Origin of the sequence: Hoylesella buccalis ATCC 35310, assembly GCF_025151385.1 — a bacterium.
GTDB classification, from domain to species: domain Bacteria; phylum Bacteroidota; class Bacteroidia; order Bacteroidales; family Bacteroidaceae; genus Prevotella; species Prevotella buccalis.
In genome coordinates this window covers 1,586,465-1,608,245 of sequence record NZ_CP102287.1, presented here as the reverse complement: position 1 = coordinate 1,608,245, position 21,781 = coordinate 1,586,465, and the positions used below count along the sequence as shown (strand labels likewise).

12 protein-coding genes are annotated in these 21,781 nt (G+C 49.8%); all 12 read right to left on the bottom strand.

The window, feature by feature from the left end; translation table 11 throughout:
• The 12 genes from NQ518_RS06770 to NQ518_RS06715 all read right to left on the bottom strand — a co-directional run bounded on the left by NQ518_RS06770 (position 1) and on the right by NQ518_RS06715 (position 21,558).
• A complete protein-coding gene (locus tag NQ518_RS06770) occupies positions 1–2,373 on the bottom strand; it encodes an efflux RND transporter permease subunit (RefSeq protein ID WP_227960334.1) in 2,373 nt (790 codons plus the stop codon).
• 12 nt (positions 2,374–2,385) lie between these two features.
• Positions 2,386–4,149, bottom strand: a complete 1,764-nt coding sequence (locus tag NQ518_RS06765; RefSeq protein ID WP_227960336.1) for an ABC transporter ATP-binding protein — start codon at positions 4,147–4,149, stop codon at positions 2,386–2,388.
• Between the two features lie 4 nt (positions 4,150–4,153).
• Positions 4,154–5,941 (bottom strand): ABC transporter ATP-binding protein, encoded by a 1,788-nt coding sequence (locus NQ518_RS06760; RefSeq protein ID WP_227960338.1) that lies wholly within the window; start codon positions 5,939–5,941, stop codon positions 4,154–4,156.
• A 28-nt stretch (positions 5,942–5,969) separates the two neighbouring features.
• Positions 5,970–6,584 carry a TetR/AcrR family transcriptional regulator gene (locus NQ518_RS06755; RefSeq protein WP_007175325.1) on the bottom strand — a complete coding sequence of 205 codons (615 nt, stop codon included), beginning with the start codon at positions 6,582–6,584 and terminating at the stop codon, positions 5,970–5,972.
• A 208-nt stretch (positions 6,585–6,792) separates the two neighbouring features.
• A complete protein-coding gene (locus tag NQ518_RS06750; protein ID WP_227960340.1) occupies positions 6,793–9,117 on the bottom strand; it encodes a C10 family peptidase in 2,325 nt (774 codons plus the stop codon).
• A 76-nt stretch (positions 9,118–9,193) separates the two neighbouring features.
• Positions 9,194–9,697: an anaerobic ribonucleoside-triphosphate reductase activating protein gene (gene nrdG / locus NQ518_RS06745; RefSeq protein ID WP_227960342.1), complete on the bottom strand. Its 504-nt coding sequence runs from the start codon at positions 9,695–9,697 to the stop codon at positions 9,194–9,196.
• 211 nt (positions 9,698–9,908) lie between these two features.
• The gene (locus NQ518_RS06740) at positions 9,909–12,116 is read right to left on the bottom strand and encodes an anaerobic ribonucleoside triphosphate reductase (protein WP_227960344.1); all 2,208 of its coding nucleotides are present in this window, start codon (positions 12,114–12,116) and stop codon (positions 9,909–9,911) included.
• A gap of 624 nt (positions 12,117–12,740) precedes the next feature.
• Complete coding sequence (locus NQ518_RS06735) at positions 12,741–14,555, bottom strand: alpha-L-fucosidase (protein ID WP_374211142.1); 1,815 nt, start codon at positions 14,553–14,555, stop codon at positions 12,741–12,743.
• Between the two features lie 60 nt (positions 14,556–14,615).
• A complete protein-coding gene (locus tag NQ518_RS06730) occupies positions 14,616–15,161 on the bottom strand; it encodes a beta-class carbonic anhydrase (protein ID WP_227207736.1) in 546 nt (181 codons plus the stop codon).
• 64 nt (positions 15,162–15,225) lie between these two features.
• Complete coding sequence (gene lipA / locus NQ518_RS06725; RefSeq protein WP_227207738.1) at positions 15,226–16,149, bottom strand: lipoyl synthase; 924 nt, start codon at positions 16,147–16,149, stop codon at positions 15,226–15,228.
• Positions 16,150–16,342: 193 nt separating this feature from the next.
• Positions 16,343–18,271: a RagB/SusD family nutrient uptake outer membrane protein gene (locus NQ518_RS06720; RefSeq protein ID WP_227207740.1), complete on the bottom strand. Its 1,929-nt coding sequence runs from the start codon at positions 18,269–18,271 to the stop codon at positions 16,343–16,345.
• 20 nt (positions 18,272–18,291) lie between these two features.
• Positions 18,292–21,558, bottom strand: a complete 3,267-nt coding sequence (locus NQ518_RS06715) for a SusC/RagA family TonB-linked outer membrane protein (protein WP_374211141.1) — start codon at positions 21,556–21,558, stop codon at positions 18,292–18,294.
• Between the last annotated feature and the right edge of the window lie 223 nt (positions 21,559–21,781).

Sequence of the window (21,781 nt, the reverse complement as noted above, 5' to 3'; positions counted from 1 at the left end):
TTAATTGTTATTTTGAGTGTTGTTGATGTTTACTTTTTCTTGCTTGAAGATGTGGAGATAGTCTATGAGGATAGGGGTGAGGAAGAGGTCAGCCAGCAAAGCCGATACCATGCCTGCTACTGCCAGTATGCCCCAGTTGCTCATCTGTGTGGCATCGGAGAAGACGAAGCCCATGAATGTAGCCGAGATGACAACCGTGGACATCACTATGGCAAGTCCTTCGGTGCGGAAGGTGCGGTTGATGGCTATTTTGTAGTTGCCATATTTGTCGAATGCCACATGACTGTGGTTGATGAAATGAATGGTGTCATCGACAGCGATACCCAAGACCATCGGGATGAGCGAGGCGGTCATCATGTCAAGTGGGTAGCCGAGCCAGCCCATCATTCCACCTACGATAATGGCAGGGGCAATGTTGGGTATCATCCCTACGAGTCCTACTTTCCAGTTTCCAAAAATCAGTAAGAGGATGATGCCGATCACCAATACCGATAGCATCATCGACCACATCTGTCCTCGCTCCACATACTGCTGCATGACGGTGAATTGCGGAACATTTCCTACCACCGAAACGTGTGCATCGGGAAAGAGACGGTGTGCCTCCGCCTGAAGGTTGTTCATTTCCTTTTCTGCTTCGTTGGAGTTGTAGTCTTTCAGTTCTATTTGTAGCCTTAGCCGTTTATAGTTGTAATCCATCCAGTATTCCGACTCCGTTCCTCCAGCGTTTTCGTAGAGCAACAGCAACTGTGCCACCATATCGGCATTGTCGGGAATGGTGTAAAATTGCTGCTTGTTTCCGTTGAGTGTGCAATTCATGTCTTTCACAATGTCTGTGATGGAGTTATGGCGTTTGGTTAGCTTGTAGCCGTCAGCAATTTTTGACAATTGGTCGAGCTTCTGTAGATTTTCTGGTTTCTTGGCATCATTGTCGTGCGGCAGCGTAATCATCAAATCGTAAGCATACATGGAGCCGAGTTCCGTTTCACAAAGGTTGAGGAATTTGTTGACGTAAGGCACTTTTCTCCCCATCGTCTTCTCAATGTCGAACGCTGGCTCGATGAAGAAGAGTCCGATGCCACAGAAAATCGTCAGCACCACCGACAACGCGACAATGCCCCGATGATGGCGTATCACAAAGCTCCCGAATTGCTCAAACCGATTGCCAATATAGCCCTCAAAGCTCTTCGACATGTTGACAGTTGGTTTTCTATCTTTGCCAAACGACAACAGCAAGGGAGTGATGAAAAGGCAGGTAATCAATACGGCGAGCAGGCTGATTGATGTATTGATACCAATTGCCTGCATGGGTACGATGTTCATGGAAAGGAAAGTCATCATGGCAGCCACGGTGGTGAGTGCCGAGAGCGATACGCCCCAACCGGTCTCGCCCATTGCGTCGATGATGGATTGCCTGCGCCTACCTGTCTCTACGAAGCGCGTCTTGAAGAAGTTGTACAGGTGGATGTTGTAGGCAATGGAGCAAGCAAAGGTGAGAATGACGGCTATCATCATGGTAGTCATGTCGATATAGATGCCTGTCCAGCCGATGATGCCAAAGCTGATGAGCAGTCCTAAGACAGAGGTGAGCAATGGTGCTATTACTCCACGTATCGAACGAGTTACAATGAGCATTACTACAATAGAGATGATAAATGCGAAGAGGAACAATCGTCCCATTTCGCCCTTGAGATAGACCACCTTCTCATAGCTCAGATAAGGCATTCCCGCAGCAGCGGGCGACAGTTCTGCATATTTCTCCTTGCCTATGATATGTCCAGCTTCCCTCCCGGTAATCATGTCGGGAGCCATGTCGCTCGTCTTCTTCCACACACTGTCGGCAGGGAAGGGACGCAGCTTTACCATGATCCATGTCATCGTTCCATCGGTCGATACCATTTTCTTTGCTAGATAGGGTTTGCTGTAAGCCTTACGCTTGATTTCTTTCAGTCCAGCGGCATCCGATGGAATTTGCTCGGGTACAATCTGCTCTATGGTCATACCTTCCTCCGTACCAGAGGCAAACTCAAGGTCGGTGAGCGATGTTACCTTGTCGGCGTACGACAAACTATCTTTCAGTTCGTTGCTCAGCTCACGAATGAGTGTGAGACTGCGTTTGGAGAAGATGTCCTTATTCTTTACCAGCACTGCCACATAGTAGTCGTTACCAAAGATAGACTTGAACTCGTTGGTCTTGAGCAGTATAGGGTCGTCGCTTAGGAAATAGTCATCGAACGAAGTTCTTATCACGATGCGCTTGGCTCCAACGAGCGAAAAGGCGATGACCACCGCAAACAGCGCACCCACAATAAGCCGATGGCGCAAAATCCAGTTGGCCAGTTGCCTGAAAAGGTTGTTGATTTTTTCGATTTTCATGATTGCTTTCTTTTATTTGGTTTCTGTTTTTATTTTTGATGAGATGTTTGCCGAAGGAGAATCTTGTTGCAGTCTTACCATTTGTGCAAAAGTCCCATTGTGTGCCATTAGTTCATCGGGTGTACCCTGTTCCACGACTGTTCCGCCTGAGAGTACTATGATGTGGTCGGCACCTAATACGGTGCGCATGCGGTGCGCAATGATAATGACAGTCTTGTTGCGCACCAGTTCGGAGATACCAGCCTGAATCTTTGTCTCGTTCTCGGCATCAAGGCTGGCGGTGGCTTCGTCCAAGAGGATGACAGGAGCATCTTTCAGAAGCGCACGGGCTATGGAGATACGCTGCCGCTCCCCACCCGAAAGGGTTTCCCCATTTTCGCCTATCACCGTGTCGTAGCCTTGTGGCATACGATTGATGAAGTCATCGCACTGTGCCAATCGTGCCACATGCCTTACCTCCTCATCGGTGGCGTCGCGCTTTCCTATGCGTATGTTGTCGGCAACGGAGGCATTGAAGAGCATCACGTCTTGAAATACTACGGCGTAATTTTTGAGCAACGCCTCTGGTTCTATGCCCGAGATGTCGTGTCCGCCCAGAGTTATCTTCCCGCTATTGATGTCCCAAAAACGTGCAGCGAGCTTGGCAGTGGTACTCTTGCCACCACCAGATGGACCAACGAGTGCGGTTATCTCGCCTTGTCGGGCAGTGAATGAAACGTTGTGAAGCACCTGCTTGTCTGTTTCGTAGGAAAAGCTGACGTTGTGGAACTCAATGTCATAGTTCGAAACTTCCACCTTGGTGTTGCCCGTCTGTATGGGCATTGCCTCCATCTCTTTCATTCGTTTGATGCGTACATCGAGAAAAGTAAGAATAGCAAGGTTGCTGCATACTTCAAGGATAGGATTATAAACCATTGCCGAAACAAGGAGGAACGCCAAATAGACGAACACCGACACGTCGCCACGCTGGAGCATCCATGCGCCTACAACGATGACGGTAGGCATGCCTAATTTAAGCAGTACAGCGGAGATGTTGACAAACACACTTGTCAAGAGTTCACCGGCAACAAGTCCTTTTTCTAATGTTTTTAATCGCTGGTCGAACCGCTGGTTATATTCGTCCTCGCCATTGTACGACTTGATTTCCTGCACACATTCCAGTCCTTCCTGTATCTGTTCGCTCACGCCACGCTTGATGTGGTAGACATGTGTAAAAGCCTTGTCCATTCGATTTCGTGAAACTAATAGCACCACCAAGGCAAATGGCACTACCCAAAACAGAGCGATGGCTAATCGCCAGTCGTAACAGAACATTCCCGCTGCGATAATGACCATGCTCACCACGGAAGCAAACAGTTGGGGAATGGCGTGCGAGAACGTTGTTTCCAATTGTGTGCAGTCTTCCATAATAGTGGCAGTGAGGTCGGAGAGATTGCGCTCACCAAAGAAGGCGAGAGGCAAACGGCGCAGTTTCTCGGCTAAGGAGATACGGCGTTGCGCACTCTCATTATATACGGTGGTATAGGTACTGTCGTATTGCCGACGAATCACGATGAGCATCACGACCATAAGTCCTGCTGCCATGAGGAGATAAAACCACAACGTATGAGGGGCATTCCTTGGCATATTATCGAGATACTCCATCAGGAAGAAAAACAAATAAGTGGGTGGCAGCATCAGCACAAGGTTGAGCAGTGTCGAAAAGATGATGCCTTGCCGCAAGTCCTTTGCCCCTTTTTCCGTAAGAGCGAAACGGTTTTGAAAATATTTAATCATGACTTTATGACTTTATGACTTTATGACTTTTAATAGATGATAGTTTCCACGAAACGGATTGTTGATATTCATTCCACATACGGTGGTAATACTTTTCCTCACTCAATAGTTCCTTGTGCGTGCCCTGTTCGACTATCTCGCCGTCGTCCACAACTACGATGCTGTCGGCATCCTGCACAGTGGTAAGTCTATGAGCTATCATTAGTACGGTCTTTCCTTGTGTGAGATGTGCCAGTGCTTTACGGATAAGCTGTTCGTTTTCGGGGTCGGCAAAGGCGGTCGCTTCATCGAGCACTATGATAGGAGCATCTTTCAGAATGGCACGGGCAAGAACAATACGTTGTTGCTCACCTCCCGAAAGATAAGTACCTTCGGCACCGATAACGGTATCCAATCCCTGTGGCAGACGGTCGATAATCTCGCGACTTTGTGAGAGGTCGATGGCACGGTTAATCTGGTCGGTTGTTGCATCAGGATTGCCGTAACGTAGGTTTTCGATGAGCGAAGTTTTGAATAGACGGGTGTTTTGGAAGACGAACGACACGTTGCGCATCAGTTCGTCCTTGCGCATATCCCTCACGTCTACACCTCCAATGGTAACGCTGCCATGACGCACGTCCCAAAAACGGGGTATCAGTCTTGCTATCGTGGTCTTTCCGCTGCCCGACGCTCCTACAAGCGCAACCGTCTTGCCTTCGGGAATGGTAAGGTTGATATGACTCACTGCATCTTTTTCCGCTCCCTCATATCGGAACGAAACATCGTTGAAACGAATGTCGTACGTTTCTGCCCGTTTTGGCTCGTCATGTTGCGAGAGCGGTGCAATATCAGTGAGCTGCTCTAATCGTTCTACAGCCTCATTTGCCATGAACAGGTCCTGACTGAGATACATGGCTTTCATCACGTTGGAAGCGATGAGCGGTGCAATCACCACATAAAGTATCACGTTGGCGATAATTGTGCTTGTATCTCCACCGAGTCCTATCAGGATAATAGCAGTAGGAACGAGGATGAAGGCAAAGGCATTGATAGCAAGTATATAAAATGACATTGGCGTGCGCCACACAAGCGTACACTTGATGACAAGGTCGCGGTAGCTGATAATGCTATCGTAGAAACGTTTGAACGAGAAGACTGTTTGTTGGAACACCTTGACTACGGGAATACCTCTTACATATTCCACCGCCTCAGCTCCCATCTTCTCCTGCGCATCAAGGTAGAGCCTTTGAAATTGGTTGTTCTTCGGGTTCATCATATATCCCATAATGCCTATCGCACCAATGAGAGGTATCATTGCAGCCGTACCCAACTGCCAATCCACAGCGAATAACAGTACGATAACACCTATCGGAGCAACGATGCAACTTGCCACATCGGGTAGCAGGTGTGCCACAAAAGTATGTGTCTGTCCCGAATCCTCATCAATGATTTTGCGCATTCGCCCCGTGTTTTGTTCATCGAGATAGCCCAATGGTGCACGCATCAGCCGTTGCATCGCTTTGCGCCTCATGTTGGTTTCGATACGGAATGCTGCAAGGTGAGAAAGCATCAGTGCCAAAAAGTAGAGCAACACGTTTGCCACCGATATAATAAAAGCCCACAGGGCATAGTCTATAAGGGGTGTGTTTGAGAGGTTGCCCTTGGCGATTAGTAGTGTGCGCACCACGAGCCACATAAGTATGAATGGGACAAGCGACAGCAGTCCGTTGACTGCCGACAGTGCTACGGAGCATGGCAGCAAGTATTTGCGCCCTCCCATGTAAGCTCCTAAACGTTTGAGAGTTTTCATCATAATATTATCGTTTTTTAATAATTAGTCTTTATGGTTTCAGTAATGCTTTCCAACCTGCCATGCTAAAATCCATGTACTGCTCCAAGGCAACTTTGATATCCTCGTCGCTGTAATCTTCGTGTTCTACAATCTCGCAGAAAACGGTTATCCATGTAGAGCAATTGATGTGAACCAAGAATGGCGAAATGTTGGCATTGAGATGTGGATAGCGTTCTTTCATCAGTCGCAGGTATTCCATACCCACCTTCATCTGTCTGTCCACCATCTTGTCTTTATATCCTTGTAGCGACGTACCCTCCGAGTTGAATAGGAGCAGTCGAAGCTCTGGACGAAAGTCTTTGATGATGGCGAGCATGGCAAAGATGTAATCTATTTGGTGTTGCCGCATGTTGAACACGTCTATCGACAGGAACTTTTCGTCATTGTGCGACAGGATGTGTTTGTTCAATGCCTTGGTGAGAGGTCGCAGCACCTCGCAAAACAGTTCGTCCTTGCTCTTGAAGTAATTGTATAGGTTTCCTACAGCGACACCTGACTTGCGAGCCACTGTGCGGATGGAGGTGCAGCGTACGCCATGGGCGATAAATTCTGCACGAGCGGTAGCGATGATGCGCTGCCGAATGTCATCTTTCAGAGTTTGCATGATGAGGGTAAAGGGTTAATAGTGAACGATGTTCTATTTTGTTCATAAAAAAAACGCACTGTTCTTTTCTTGAACAGTGCGCTTCGATAGTGGAGGGGTGTATATCCATATATGCTATATGGTACTTTCGTTTAATCATACTCTTGTATTTTCTTTGCTGCAAAGGTACGAGGTGTGAGGAAGTTTCGCAATACCTAAAAGTAAGTATTTATCTTGCTACTTTCTTTCCACCTATTATATATATTCCCTTTGGCAAACGCTGGAGGTCTTTCCAGCCTGTGCCTACCTTCACACCACGAAGGTTGTATATGGGCAGATGGTCTTGTTGAGCAGTCTTTTCGATTGCGTCAATGCCGCTTGGCAGGAATTTTACGTTGTAGGAATAAGTTTGTTCTACGAGGGTTCTCGTATTGTTTCTGTATTCCATGGCAATAATGAAATAGTTGGCGCCGTCTTCAATGCTGTTGAAAGTGAAAGGCAGTGTAACGGTTGTGTTGCCAGCAATCTCTTCGTCGATCTGATAGGTCTCCACAGGGTACCCTTGGTTGGTTCCCTCCTTTATTTTGTACAATACCAAATCGATGCCGTTGGCGTATGTGCCTGCTTCATCGTTGGTGACTACTATCGTTCCCGTGAGTGTGGGCGCCTCAATGGTTTCGTCTTTGCCGAGGTTGGGCTTGATTTCAATCTTGGGCAACTCTTTGTTGGCATAATGTCCCACCTCTATGGTACCTTTATACAACTTGCTACCGTCGGGTCGCTGAATGTAATAGGACAGCGTTCCCTCTTTTTGTGGTTTGATTTTTATTTCAATGCTGTTGGTGGCGTTGGCTGCGATATATGCGCCAACGATGGCTACTATCTTGTTATCGAGGTTGAAGTTCCATTCTTCGTTGCAATCGCCGCCCTTGTTTTCTACTGTCAGTGTGATCGTCAGTGGTACGCCAATCTCTTTGCTTCCCTTCATCTTCACCTCTTTCACCTCTAATTGAGGACGTTTGTCGGCAGTGGTTTGCTTGAGTTGCGTGTCAGTAATGGTGATGTCAATTCTTTTCTTGTCTCCGTCTTCGCTCACTTTCCATTCTGTCTCTCCATCTACTTGGTAGATAGCCTTCAGTTGATACGTACCATTGTCAAGGTCTTTCCCAAACGATATTCCATAAAAGGTTAGTCCACTGACAGTGTTCGGGTCGTTGACGTACTGCTCATTCGTTTCTCTCAGCACCGAAATTAGTTGGTTGTCCTTAAACAATCCTACACCTATCTTTCCATTGAAGTCTGTGCCACAGCGGTTGGTAAACATCACGTGAAGGCTCATGCCATTGAAATCACTCGTCTTATTATTCCTTGTGATGTTAGATGGGTTCAGCTCCAACTGGTATACGGTGAGTACGATTGGTGTCGTTTCTGCTTCTATTGCTGGCTTGATGCCAATGATGGCATCTTGGTTCAAGGCGTAGGCATCGGCGTTGCCTCCTATGCCAGCCTGATTGGGACGTAACACCGACAAGCGGTAGTAGCCATCGGACATGCCACCCCATCCCCAGTTGATGTGAAAGAAGTCGCCCTCCTTGTATCCGTCACATACGAAGGCATGACCGCTTCGGGTCTGTGTTGATGCGCTGTAATACACGGGGCGGTTGTTCTTTAGTTCGTTGTATATCAAATTGTTCCACTCTTCGTACGCATAGTCGCTTCGTTGTACTAACTTCATACCTTTAGAGTAGCCGAAGTAATTGGACAATGCCGAGACGCAATTGCCGGAGTTCGTACTCGATGCCTCTGCGGAATAGTCCATCTTTAGCGACTGTCCTACATATCTCATCAGTTTTGCCACCGCCTCTTCACTCTCTTTGTACAGGTTGCCTTGGTAAGAGTGAAGCATCACCTCCCATTCAAACGAGGTGGATTCCAATGCCTCACATTGGATTTGTTTCGTTTTAGTGGTATAAGCCGCAATGGGTTTTGCTAACATGTTTTGTGGCCATTTGTGGTAGAACATGATTTGCGCCATTGCAGTTGCCACGCATCCCGTGACGCTTCTTTCCTTGCCATCCATGGGACAGTTGTTGTTGTAGGGCGCTGATTGATTCCATTGCGTTTCCATGAGTTGTTCAATGGGGGTGCGGTTGTTGCCAGCCCTTGTGGCAAGGTGAGTCGTCGTTTCTCCACGTTGGTCGAGCAGTTGTAACTCTTTTGCATAATAAGAGAGCAGGTCGCACAGTCCTTCAGGCAAATTCGCCTTGTCAAACTTTCCATTCAGCGTGTATCCGAAAATGGGTTCGGTTCTGTCATCCGCAGAGGCAATGACAAATCCTTTTTGACTTCCAATGCTGAAGACGTAATAGTATGGGGTGGCATCCACCGCTTTCAAGACGTTCTTGCCAGCACGTGTGGGTTGATAACTACTCGGCAGATTTTCTTTCAAGAAGTTTTCCACCAACTTTTGAGCCTTTTGTTTGCTCACAGGCGCACCAAATGCGCTTAGCCACAATAGGAGGGCAAATAATAGGGTAGAGGTTCTGTTTCGCATCGTTTACTAAATATAAGTTATTGATACAAAATTAAATAAAATTTTCGAATAATAACCCTAAAAAATTAAAAAGTATTTAGGAACAATCGCAAGTAACTTCCCACAGCACCACCCTGCCTTGCTGAAGCGATAGTGGCACGTTGATGATGCGCTGGTTGGAGCTGCCACGAAAGAGCAGGTCAGGATCTTTGAGTTTTTCCACAAACGGACCGTCTACTAACACATCTATCCACTCGAGCAGTTGGCGTTGTTGCGGATTCTTGATGAGCGCTTCGAAGGTAAAGCCCGTGTAGCACCATATTGTTTTGTTGGTGCGTGTCTTTATGGCGTGTGCTAATTCCGCGAATCCTTCGGCTTGAAACATGGGGTCACCTCCCGAGAAGGTGACGTTGGCAAAGGGGTCTGCCTCTATCACACGCATGATGTCCTCCACTTGCATCCATTGTCCGTTGTGGATGTCCCATGTCTGTGGGTTGTGACAACCCGGGCAGGCGTTAGGGCATCCTGCACAGTAGACGGTGGTGCGAAAGCCCGGTCCGTCTACCGTGGTGTCTTCGAGAATGGATAGGATGGATAGCATAGGATACGGAGCAGCCTCTCCCCCGACCCCTCCCCGAGGGGGAGGGGAGTAGTTAGACTATTTTCTTGAGAAGGCTGTTTGGGAGATGAGTTGGAAAGTTAATGGGTTAATGAGTTTGTGGGTTAATGAGTCTGTGAGTTTACAACCTCTGTTTAGCCAGCTATCTACTCCCCTCCCTTTTGGGGAGGGGTCGGGGGAGAGGCTTTTTTTTCTACCCGTGCGTCACCCTGTCGTTGAGCTCTGCTAACTTGCCAGCGTTCCAGCGGTCGGTAGTGCCAACGAGATAGCCTGTGATGCGTTGCAGACGGTCGATGTGATGACTGCCGCACTTAGGACAGGTGTCGAGGTGTGCGTCAGCGTTCTCGTATCCGCAGTCCATGCATCGGTTGCGGTTGTGGTTCACGCTGCCGTAGCCCATGTTGTAACGATCCATCATGTCTACCACGTTCATGATGACTTGTGGGTTGTGCGTGGCGTCTCCGTCTATCTCCACGTAGAAGATGTGACCACCACGTGTCAGGTCGTGGTAGGGAGCTTCTACCTCAGCCTTGTGGCGTGCGCTGCACTTGTAGTACACGGGCACATGGTTAGAGTTGGTGTAATAGTCACGGTCGGTGATGCCTGGCAGTGCGCCAAACTCTTTGCGGTCCTTCTTGGTGAACTTTCCAGACAGTCCTTCGGCAGGTGTGGCGAGGATGCTGTAGTTGTGTTGATACTGCTCGCAGAAGTCTTTGGAGCGGTCGCGCATGTAGGTCACGATTTTGATGCCCAACGCTTGTGCCTCTTCCGACTCTCCGTGATGCTTTCCTACGAGTGCCACGAGACATTCTGCCAATCCGATGAACCCAATGCCCAAGGTGCCTTGGTTGATGACGCTCTCTATGGTGTCGTTTGGTTCCAGCTGTTCGCAGCCACCCCACAGTTTTGACATCAACAAGGGGAACTGCTTAGCGAAGGCTGTCTTTTGGAACTGGAAGCGGTCGTCGAGTTGCTTGGCGGTGATTTCCAGCATGTCATCGAGCTTGGCAAAGAACTTGGCGATGCGCTGCTCTTTGTCTTTGATATCCATGCACTCAATGGCGAGTCGCACGATGTTGATGGTGGAGAACGATAGGTTGCCCCTGCCCACACTCGTTTTCAAGCCGTATCTGTTTTCAAACACACGGGTGCGGCATCCCATGGTTGCCATTTCGTACATATATCGTTTGGGGTCGTCGGCACGCCACAGTTCGTGTTGGTTGAAGGTGGCATCAAGGTTCAGGAAGTTGGGGAAGAATCTCCGTGCCGTCACCTTGCACGCCAGACAGTACAGGTCGTAGTTGCGGTCATTGGGCAGATAGCTCACGCCCCGCTTCTTCTTCCAAATCTGTATGGGGAAGATGGCGGTCTCGCCGTTGCCCACGCCTTGGTAGGTGCTGTTGAGCAGTTCACGTATCACGCAACGCCCTTCGGCAGAAGTGTCCGTACCGTAGTTGATGGACGAGAACACTACTTGGTTTCCTCCACGCGAGTGGATGGTGTTCATGTTGTGGATGAAGGCTTCCATCGACTGGTGAACGCGTGCCACGGTGCGGTTGATGGCATGTTGCTTGATGCGTGCATCACCTTTCAGTCCGTTGAGTGGGCGGTCGATGTAGTCGTCTATCTCGGTTTGGTACAAGTGTTCGAAGTTGTCACCATAGAGATTTTCCAGATTTTTCACCTCTTCTATATAAGAGGAGCGCACGAAGGGGGCGAGATAGAAGTCGAAGGCAGGGATGGCTTGTCCACCGTGCATCTCGTTTTGTGCGCACTCCAAGGAGATGCACGCCAGCACGGCGGCAGTCTCGATGCGCTTGGCGGGTCTTGAAGAGCCATGTCCAGCGGTGAACCCATGTTGTAGGATGTTGTCCAATGGGTGCTGGCAGCAGGTGAGCGACTTGGTGGGGTAGTAGTCTTTGTCGTGTACGTGCAGCAGGTTGTGTGCCACCGCCTCACGACTTTGCTCTGACAGCAGATAGTCGTCTACGAAGGGTTTAGTGGTTTCCGAGGCGAACTTCATCATCATGCCTGCTGGCGTGTCAGCGTTCATGTTGGCGTTCTCGCGTGTCACATCGTTGTTCTTGATGTTCACGATGTCCAAGAATACGTCGCGTGTCTTTGCCTTGCGTGCAATGCTGCGCTGGTTGCGATAGGCGATGTACTTCTGTGCCACGTCTTTGCGCGCACTCTTCATGAGTTCCATTTCTACAGCGTCTTGGATGTCCTCTACCGACATTTGCGGTTTTCCATGAACCGAGATGTGGTCGGTGATTTGCTGTATGAGTCGTTCGTCTTCACCTTTTTCGGTGTGTAGCATGGCTTTTCGGATGGCAGCCATGATTTTTTGGTCGTTGAAGCCTACTATGCGTCCGTCGCGCTTCACTATGGTTTGAATCATGTGTTTTTAGTTTACGAGTTTACGAGTTGACAAGTTTACGAGTAGATAGTTATGAGTTTTTTTTAGTTGACGAGTTAACGAGTTTTCCTAGGATTTCTAGGTTTCCTAGTTTTTCTAGGTCATCTAGGATTTCTAGTTTTCCTAGGATTACTAGCTTTCTATGATGCTCCTAAGCAGAAAACTTTGTGCTTGCTTACTATCTTCTTGATTGCTTTGCAAAGATAATAATTATTTCATTGAAAAATCATTTTGGATAACTTTTATCGAGTTAATAAAAGTTAATCGCCTTATAAACAGTAAGTTACAAAAAGTTTTGGAAAACTTTGTCTATGAAATAATGAAAGAGGTTATTTTTTTTAGATAATTAATATGACTAAAAATAGCTAATGGGTTATCAGTTTTTGTAAAGAGTGGATGACAAACAAACAAGCTGACAAACAAACAAGCTGACAAACAAACAAGCTGACAAACAAACAAGCTGGCAAACATACAAGCTGATAAAAAAACAAGCTGACGAGCTGATGGCTTTCTCGTGAGCCTCTCAGCTCATGAGCCATCAACTCGTCAACTTGTCAACTCGTCAACTTGTCAACTTGTAAACTCGCCAACTTGTAAACTTGCAATCTATCTCACCACCAGCTTGTCGAACAGTAGGCGCTTGCTGCCGTCTACCGTTCGCAGAGCACGCAGCATGATGTAGCGGGCGGGGGTGGGGGTGAGGTATACATCCTGGCGGATAGGGTTGTTGCGGATGTTTGAGAATTCGCCCGTGGTGAGAGTTCGAAGCTGTGAAGGGTCGTCGCCAACGAGTATCTCGTAATGGGTTGCGATGCCCTTTTGTACCGGCTGGTAATGCAGCGCGCTCACGGTGCGGCTCTGTCCCAAATCCATCAATACCTCATTCTCTGCCGTGCCGGGTACCCGGGTATACGCATAACCCTTCAGGTCGGCTTCCTTCAGTTCGAAACTTTCTTGCGCGTTGGGAGCATGATAAGCGGCTATCTCACTGATGCAGATGCATCCCCGCGCATCATTAAAGCGGATGCGCAGCTGCCGAGTGGTGATGGGCTTGAAGCGCAGCAGTCGTTTGTAGCCAATGGTGGTGGTCTCTTCATTGAGCCGGATGGGCAGCCACTGCTTGCCCGAGAGATACTCCACGGTGAAGCTCTTGACGCGCTGTCCCAACGGGATGTACTCTTGCAGTAGTAGGCGGTTGAGCTGTGTGGCACGGGGGAAGCTGATGCTGAGCGTGGCACAGCGCACACTGTCATGGGTGGCCCAATAGGTGTCAAAGCGGTTGTCGGTGAGGGCTTTCACGCCAAACCGTCTTCCTCGCTCGTCAGACGCTTTGATGCGTGCGCCCCGCAGGAGGTTGTGTTCCAGCTCAGTCGTCACGCGCTGGTGCATGGCCACGATGTTGGCAGAGTCGGTGGGATGAATGCGCCCCTCTTTGTTGACGGGGAAGTTGATGAGTAAGTTGGCGTTGTGTCCCACGCTGCGATAATACAGATCGGTGAGATGGTCCACCGATTTCACCTTGTTATCCTCGCGCTCATGGTAGAACCAGCCCGGTCGGATGGACACGTCGCACTCTGCCGGCACCCATTGGTTGCCATCGGCATGTCCCTGTTGCAGCTCGTAATATTTCTCATAACCAGGGAATACCTCGCCCCGGCGCAAGAACGACCAGTTGGTGGCATGCGCATATCCCCGCTCGTTGCCCACCCACCGACAGCCCGGTCCGCCATCTGAGAACACGATGCACTGCGGTTGCAGCTCGTTGATCATCTTGTAGGCGCGAGGGTATTGGTAGTAGGTGCGGCGGTCAATGGTCCGCGTGTCCTTGGCACCGCCATACCATCCGTCGCCGCCGTTGGCTCCATCGAACCAAATCTCGAAGATGTCGCCGTAGCGTGTGAACAGCTCACGCAGCTGGTGGTAGAAGTAGTCTACATAGAACGGTGTGCCGTAGAAAGCCTGGTGTCTGTCCCAGGGTGAGAGGTACACGCCAAACTTCAGTCCGTATTTCTTGCATGCCGCGGCCAGTTCGCCCACCACGTCGCCCTTGCCATCCTTGTAAGACGTGTTGCGTATGCTGTAGTCGGTGTAGTTGGTGGGCCACAGGCAGAAGCCATCGTGATGTTTGGCGGTGATGATGACACCCTTCAGACCTGCCTTGACGAAGGTTTGCGCCCATTGCTCGCAGTCGAGCCTGGTGGGGTTGAACGTTTCCAATTTGCAGTCGCCGTAACCCCATTCGCGGTCGTTGAAGGTGTTCAGACCGAAGTGTACGAACGCGTATGTCTCCATCTGTTGCCACCTCACCTGATGCTCGGTGGGGATGGGCATCACCGGTGCGGGTGCCTGGTCGTTGTCCTTTGCATGTACTGTCATACTGCCGGCCAGCGTTATGGCCAGTAGGAGCATCCTTGTGTTCATAAAGATTATTTTAGTATTACGTTGTATTGTCGGTCCGTTCCGCTTCGCTTGTTTGATGTGTTAGTACTTCTCTATCTCCGTGAGCTGTCCGGTTTCCGAATCAATGATGAAGCCGCGTACTATGACGCTGCGCGGAATCAAGGGATGACGCCTGATGGCTGTCACCGTGAGGCGTACGTCTTCTTCGATGTCTGGAAAGCCACCGAGGTACCTCTCCAGATCGGTGTACTTGGATGCCTCGGCCAGCGCCTCCTCTTTGATGCCGCGCTGCTGCATGAGCTCGATGAAATGGTTGGCGTGCATGTTGCACAGACCGCAGTTGGTGTGGTGAATCACCATCACCTCTTCGCAGCCGAGTTCGTAGATGGCCACCAGCAGTGAGCGCATCACCGTGTCGTAGGGCGAGAGCATCGTGCCGCCGGCCACCTTGATGAACTTGGCGTCACCGTTTTTCAGCCCCATCGCCTTTGGCAGCAATTCGGTCAGGCGCGTGTCCATGCAGCTCAGTACGGCCAGCTTGCGGTCGGGTTGTCCCGTTGTGATATACTTCTCGTATTCTTTCTCGGCTACGAATTGTTTGTTGAAGGTCAGAATGTCGTCAATCATATAGTTGTTTCTGATGTTTGTTAGGGTTTCAAAGAATTTTTGTCAACATGCACGTTCGCCTCCTTCACGCTTGTCTGTTTGCAGGTGCTTTGGTGGCATCGCTGTGCGTGTCGTTGCTCTTGACCATCATGCTCACGAACGATTGCTCGGCCATATACGACGAACGCACCAGCGGACCACTCTCCACATGGTCGAAGCCCAACTCCAATGCCTGTTGTTTGTATAGGGCGAAGGTGTCGGGATGCACGTACTCCACCACGTCAAGCTGGGCGGATGAGGGTTGCAGGTACTGTCCGATGGTCAGCATGCGACAGCCCGCCTCACGAGCATCGCGCAGCAACTGCGTCACCTCGTCGGGTTGTTCGCCCAATCCCACCATGATGCCCGTCTTGGCGATGAATCCAGCCGTGGCAATCTCTTGCAGCACTGCCATACTGTTGCGGTAGGTGGCCCTACTGCGGACAGATGGCGTGAGCCGTTCAACCGTTTCCAGGTTGTGTCCCACGATGTCGGGTTGGGCATCCAGCACGGTTTGAAGCTCTCGGCCCCGGTAGTCGGGAATGAGTATCTCAATGATGGTGTTGGGACACAGGCGGCGCACCTCCCGGATGGTTTCGGCCCAGTGAGCTGCCCCCTTGTCGGGCAGGTCGTCACGGTCGACAGAGGTAATCACGGCATGTTTCAGTCCCATCGCCTTCACCGATCGGGCAATCTTTATCGGCTCTGTGCCATCGGGCGGCAGTGGATGACCCGTCATCGTGGCGCAGAAGCGGCAGGCGCGCGTGCAGCGGTCGCCCAGAATCATGAAAGTGGCCGTTCCGTGTTTCCAGCAGTGTCCCCTGTTGGGACATTTGCCACTGCTGCAAATGGTGTGCAGTCCGTTTTGTGCGATGGTGTCTTCCACCATGCCGTATTTCTCGCCACCCTCTATCCGGGTGTACAGCCAGCGAGGCTTCCTTAATATAGGTTTTCGTTGTGTTTTGTCCATGTGGTGTCTTTGTTCAGCAGGTTTATCCTGCCGTTTTGCTGTATGCAAAGATAAATATTTTTTGCAAATAAAAGCAAGAAAAACCATCTGGCTTCTGCGTTGAGGAAAAATAAAAAAAGGAGCGAAGAAGAGATGTTGCTCTCCTTCACTCCCTATCGTATCTTATGTTTCCTTTAGCCTATTGGTCTTTCTTTTACCAGCCTGGGTTCTGAACCAGGGTAGGGCAAACGTTCAGCTCGGTGTTCTGGATTGGGAATAGATAGTGCTTCGGTGTCTCGAATGTACGCTCTTCCTTGCAGAAGCGTTCCATGCGATAGCGTTTTCCATTGATCTCTATCTTACCGGCTGGATCTTCTACAGGGCGCATGCCGTTGATCATGCGTTGGCACTTAGGATAAGCACCCTTGTTTTGCTTCCAGTAGTTGATAGAGCGCTGTGTGTTGTCGGCTCCTAATGAGAGGAAAATCTTCTCTTTTGCCAATTCTTCCTTAGATGATGGTTCGAGGTACAGACGGCACTCGAATGGACGTTTGTTCTCGTAGAAGAACTCTACGCGGCGCTCGCGCTTGATGTATTCGCGCATCAGCTTCTTGTTGGTCATGGTTGCCGGTGGCATTGGACTCATGAACGAGCGGGCACGCACCTTGTTAATCATGTCGTAGATTTCTTGGTTAGGTCCGCTGGTCTCGTTTACAGCCTCTGCGTAGATGTAGATAAATTCAGGCAAACGCCAGATGGCTGGTGAGTGGATGTCGAATCCACCGCTCTTGTTGTATCCGTCTTTCATGAACTTGCGCAGGTAGTAACCAGTTGTGGTTGCGTTGTTGGCATTGATCTGGTCAGATCCCTCGGCGGTGTTCATGGGGCGTGCGTGGTTACCGTTGTCACGATAAGGAGCACCATGGTAGATGATGTCACGGTAGAAGCGTGGGTCGCGCTTTACATATGGGTTGGCATCGTCGTAGCCAGCGTTGCGTGCTTCCTGGCTGTATACGGGATATCCGTAGCCATCGGGTGCCATGTATTCATACTCGTCTACCTGCTCTTGCACGGGCTGCTGACGTGAGCCACCACCACGGCTTGGAGGGTACTGGTCGCCCAGCCACCAGTTGTTCTTGTCGCGTGTTACGAAGAACACGCCTTCGGTCTGCATGCCATCTAGGTCGTAGAACATATCCCACAGGCGGTGGTAGAGCAGTGACCCGTTGAGGTTGCGGTTGCCGTCGTCCTGAAAGTCGTGTGCGTCGTACTTGGCATAGAGGCTGTAGCGTGGAGCACCGTTTACTCTGAAGTCGATTACCTTCTTGGCTGCATCCTTGGCAGCAGTCCAGCGTTCGGCCTTGTAGGTATATTCGCTTTCAAATACGCGGTTGCCCTCGTACCCATGTTCCTTGGCTCCGTTGTACAGTGGTGTGGCGGCCATCCATCGTGCAATGGCAATGAGACCGAGGCAGGCTCCTTTGTCTACACGTCCAAAGTGTTCGTCGCTGCGGTTATACATTTCTGCCACCTTGGCGTATGCTGCTTCGGCGTCGGCCACAATCTTGTCAACCACGGCGTGCACGCTTTCCTGTTTGAATTCCATCTTGTCAGTTGTGGGGATGCTATGGTCGATATAAGGAATTTCTCCGTAAAGTGTCATCAGTCTCAAGTGCATGTATCCGCGAAGGAAGTAAAGCTCACCGATGCGCTTGTCCAGGTCGCCCGGGCTAAGCGGGTTGTCTGGTGTCTTGTACTTCTCGATGCCTTCCAGTGTCAGGTTGATGTGGCGAATGGCTGAAAACATGCTGTTCCAAAACTGGCGGTTGTTGCCGGGGAAGTTGGCGTTAGGGTTCCAGTCGCCTTGGTTGTATCGGTTACCGATGTTGCCTTCCACATTGGATGCCTCGCACTCGTCTGTGATAACAGAAGAAGAGAAGTGCTCGAGCCATACCAGTGGACGCATGGCGTACCGGGCGTTCCAGTAGGCGGTGGCTACGTTCTTGTTAACTTCCTCGTATCGGGTGTAGACGTCGGCTTCAGACTTCTTGTCGTCTTCTTCCTTGTCAAGGAAGCTTTCGCTACATCCGACCAATGTCAGGAATATTCCTAACATGAATAATGAACTATATAGCTTTTTCATAATTGTATTTCAATAATAGATTAGAATGTGATATTAACACCAAAGTTGAAGGTCTTCTGGATGGGATACCAGGTACCGTTGCTGCTGGTTTCGGGGTCTACGTCAACATCGTCGAGCTTATCCCACGTGAAGAGGTTCTGGCCTTGGATATAGAATCGTACCTGCTGCAAATTGGCAATCTTGATGATGCTGTGAGGCAGCGAGTAGCCAATCTCCAGGTTCTTCAGACGCATATAACTGGCATCGTAGAGAAAGAGACTGTTGCGAGAGTTTTTGTTATTGTTGTGTGTGCCCAGGTGCAGTGCAGGATATTTGGCTGTGGCTGCGGTTTCTGGCGTCCATCGGTTCATGTGCAGCGGTTTTACCTTACCCAGTTTGTCGTTGTCGAAGTTAGGGAAGTCGTACACGGCTGCGCCATTCAGCAGAACTGAAGAGTTGGCTGCGCCCTGGAACAACACGCTGAAGTCGAATCCCTTGTATGTGATGCCTACGGGGATACCAAACATAATCTCTGGACTGCGTGGATAACCTTGAGCAGCACGGTCTTTATCGTCAATCACCTTGTCATTGTTCATATCCTTGTATACCACGTCACCGGGTATCAGCTTGCCAAACGATCCCTGGATGCCAGAGGCGTTGAGGGCATCGGCTTCGGCCTGGTCAGCCACGAAGTGGTCGAACACATAGGTAAAGTTGCTATACATAGGTTTGCCGGTGGCCTGGCGCCAAGTATTGTCGCCCCAGTTGATTTCGTTGGTGAACTCAATCTTGTTGCGGGCAAAGGTAAAGTTGGGCTTAATGTAGTATCTAAAGTTGCGTCCAATCTTGTCTTGCCATGTCAGTTCGAAGTCGATACCTTGGTTCTTGATTTTACTAGAGTTGATCCATGGAGCCGACGCACCTACGATGGCAGGAAAGTTGAGCCGCTGGATATCGGCACCTGCGCCGGTGTTGAGGCTGGTGAGGATGTCGTAGCGCTTCTCGATGAAGAAGTCGAAGCTGAAGTTGAGTCGCTGTTGTAGCATGGTGATATCGAAGCCAAGATTCAGTTTCTTGGCCTTTTCCCATGTCAGGGCAGTGCTGGCAAGGCGGGCTTCTCTGTTACCACCGATTCCGGTGTTGAGGTTAGGACCGAAGTTGTATCCGTTGGCACCCCCATAGTATGCCAGGTATGCGAAGCGGTCGCTAGGCAACATGTCGCTACCTACCAATCCATAAGATGCTCTCAGTTTCAAGTAGTCGAGCCACGACTGGGTGCTCTCCATGAACTTTTCGTTGCTGATCACCCATCCCAGTGAGCCTGAGGGGAAGAATCCGTAACGCTTGCCACGGGCGAAGTTCTCTGACCCGTTGTAACCAAAGTTGAACTCGGCCAGGTACTTTCTTTGATAATAGTAAGAAGCGTGACCGGTCATGCCCTGATAGCGGTAGTAAGGATCGTTGTTGTAGTTGCGCTCGCTGCGGTTGGCCAGGAACATGGCGCTTACCTCATGATCTTGGTTGAAGGTGCGGTTGTACTCCAGCTTGAACTGTGCGTAGTAGCGCGAGTCTTGCGGGTTATTGTTCACGCCGTTGTTACGGTTCTGGTCAATCTCGTATTTGTTACCGCCACCGTATGCGCCCTTATAAGGAACAGTAGGGTCGTTGTACACGTCAACACCATCGAGTGGCTCGAAAGTAGCGTAGCCTGGCAGTCGCTTGTAGCCTTCAAGGTAGTAAGGGATGTCACGAATAATCCAACGGTTTCCGTGGAAGTCGTAGGAGAACATGCCTTCAACCTTCAGTCCCTTGGTAATGAAGTCAAGGTTGTGACCCAAGGTGAGCGCGCCCTCAAAGTAAGTGTTCTTCTCGTTCTGGTAACCTGTGCGGCTTAGTTCTCCCAGGATGTTGTACCGATAGAGCTGTGTACCAAAGAGCACGCCGTTAGGGTTCTGCGCAAAGATGTTCTTATTAGCCTTGTTGCCGTTGTCATCGAGTGTGATGGGCAGGTAAGGAGGCTGCGTGTTGGCCAGTGTAACAATGGTAGCAGCCGATGTGCCAGGACTGGTACGGTCGGTGATACGACCACCCAAGTCGAACTTGGCCCAGAAGTTCTTGGTAATGTTGATATCAATGTTCGACCGGATGTTGTATCGGTTGAATCGGCTCTCGGCACCGTTGGTAGCTTCTGAGTTGTACTTGAGGTTAGTGCCCTGGTTAAAGTAATTGGCCATTACGAAGTACTTCACGCGGTCGTTACCACCACGGATAGACAGCGTATAGTCTTGTTGAGGAGCCGTCTTGAAAGCATAATCAAAGTAATCCCAGTTGTATCCTTGCCCTGTGCGGTGGGCATCAATGGCTTCTTTCTTGAAGAGGTTGAGCTTTGATATTTCCTCGGCAGATTGTCCGTTCATGTGGGCATCGTTAATCATGGCTTCGTTGTACAGCGTCATATAGTCGGCCGAACCTAAATATGTAGGGAACTTTACCGCCTTGTTGAATCCGTATGATGCCTTGAAGTTTACGCTGGCTTTGTCGCTCGACTGTCCGCGCTTGGTGGTAATTACCACCACGCCGTTGGCACCGCGTATACCATATTGTGCCGTTGCCGAAGCATCTTTCAGGATGGTGAAGGTTTCTATTTCGTCGGCAGCCAGATAGGTCATGTCACGTTCTACACCGTCGATGATCACGATAGGGTTCTGCGCATTGAAGGTAGCCTTACCGCGAATAAACACCTCGGCCTTGTCAACACCAGGCTCGCCACCCATATACTGGTTGGCAATCAAACCCGGCAAGCGTCCGGCCAGGGCGTTGTTCAGGTTGGCCGTAGGGCTTTGTGTGAGGTCTTTCGTGGTGATGGTGGCTACAGCACCAGTCATGGTTTCCTTGCGCTGTTTCATGTAACCCACAGCCACAACCTCCTCCAAGGCTTTGGCATCTTCAATCAGCTCAACCACGAGTTCTTTACGTCCTGCGAGTTTCACATCCTGAGGCTGATAGCCTATGTACGAAACCACAATCGTGGCCTCTGCATACGGTACGTTGATGGAAAAGTTGCCGTTGATGTCAGTAACAGCCCCCGTTGTCAGGCCCTTCACGGTAACCGATGCACCGATGAGTCCTTCCTTGGTTTGTTTGTCTACTACCTTACCTTTTACCACAATCTGACGTTGCTGCTCGGCCTGCACGGGCATAGTGCCTTTCGCTGCCAGCGCACACAATGGAGTGGCCAAGGTAAGAATCGCTGCGGCTGCGAGCCGGATTTCTCCGTTTCGCAATCTAATTCTGAATTTGTTTTCCATAAAATGTTATTAATAGTAATTACTGATAAGATTCACGAATGAATTAGCCTTTATTCAATGAAAATAAATCGTAGATACTGCTGTCGTCTAAAAATAAAGTCTGATGCAACATCATGCGCCACGGCTTGGGTTGTAAAGAACCAAACATATTTTGTTGCAAATCATGTCTATTGATAAGTTGACAAACAATAGTTCTTATTTCTTCATTTTTCTTGAAAACTTA

Excerpts from the sequence above, each read along its gene's own strand:
- NQ518_RS06770 (WP_227960334.1), bottom strand. The coding sequence starts at position 2,373 with ATGAAAATCGAAAAAATCAACAACCTTTTCAGGCAACTGGCCAACTGG.
- NQ518_RS06765 (WP_227960336.1), bottom strand. The coding sequence starts at position 4,149 with ATGATTAAATATTTTCAAAACCGTTTCGCTCTTACGGAAAAAGGGGCA.
- NQ518_RS06760 (WP_227960338.1), bottom strand. The coding sequence starts at position 5,941 with ATGATGAAAACTCTCAAACGTTTAGGAGCTTACATGGGAGGGCGCAAA.
- NQ518_RS06755 (WP_007175325.1), bottom strand. The coding sequence starts at position 6,584 with ATGCAAACTCTGAAAGATGACATTCGGCAGCGCATCATCGCTACCGCT.
- NQ518_RS06750 (WP_227960340.1), bottom strand. The coding sequence starts at position 9,117 with ATGCGAAACAGAACCTCTACCCTATTATTTGCCCTCCTATTGTGGCTA.
- nrdG (WP_227960342.1), bottom strand. The coding sequence starts at position 9,697 with ATGCTATCCATCCTATCCATTCTCGAAGACACCACGGTAGACGGACCG.
- NQ518_RS06740 (WP_227960344.1), bottom strand. The coding sequence starts at position 12,116 with ATGATTCAAACCATAGTGAAGCGCGACGGACGCATAGTAGGCTTCAAC.
- NQ518_RS06735 (WP_374211142.1), bottom strand. The coding sequence starts at position 14,555 with ATGAACACAAGGATGCTCCTACTGGCCATAACGCTGGCCGGCAGTATG.
- NQ518_RS06730 (WP_227207736.1), bottom strand. The coding sequence starts at position 15,161 with ATGATTGACGACATTCTGACCTTCAACAAACAATTCGTAGCCGAGAAA.
- lipA (WP_227207738.1), bottom strand. The coding sequence starts at position 16,149 with ATGGACAAAACACAACGAAAACCTATATTAAGGAAGCCTCGCTGGCTG.
- NQ518_RS06720 (WP_227207740.1), bottom strand. The coding sequence starts at position 18,271 with ATGAAAAAGCTATATAGTTCATTATTCATGTTAGGAATATTCCTGACA.
- NQ518_RS06715 (WP_374211141.1), bottom strand. The coding sequence starts at position 21,558 with ATGGAAAACAAATTCAGAATTAGATTGCGAAACGGAGAAATCCGGCTC.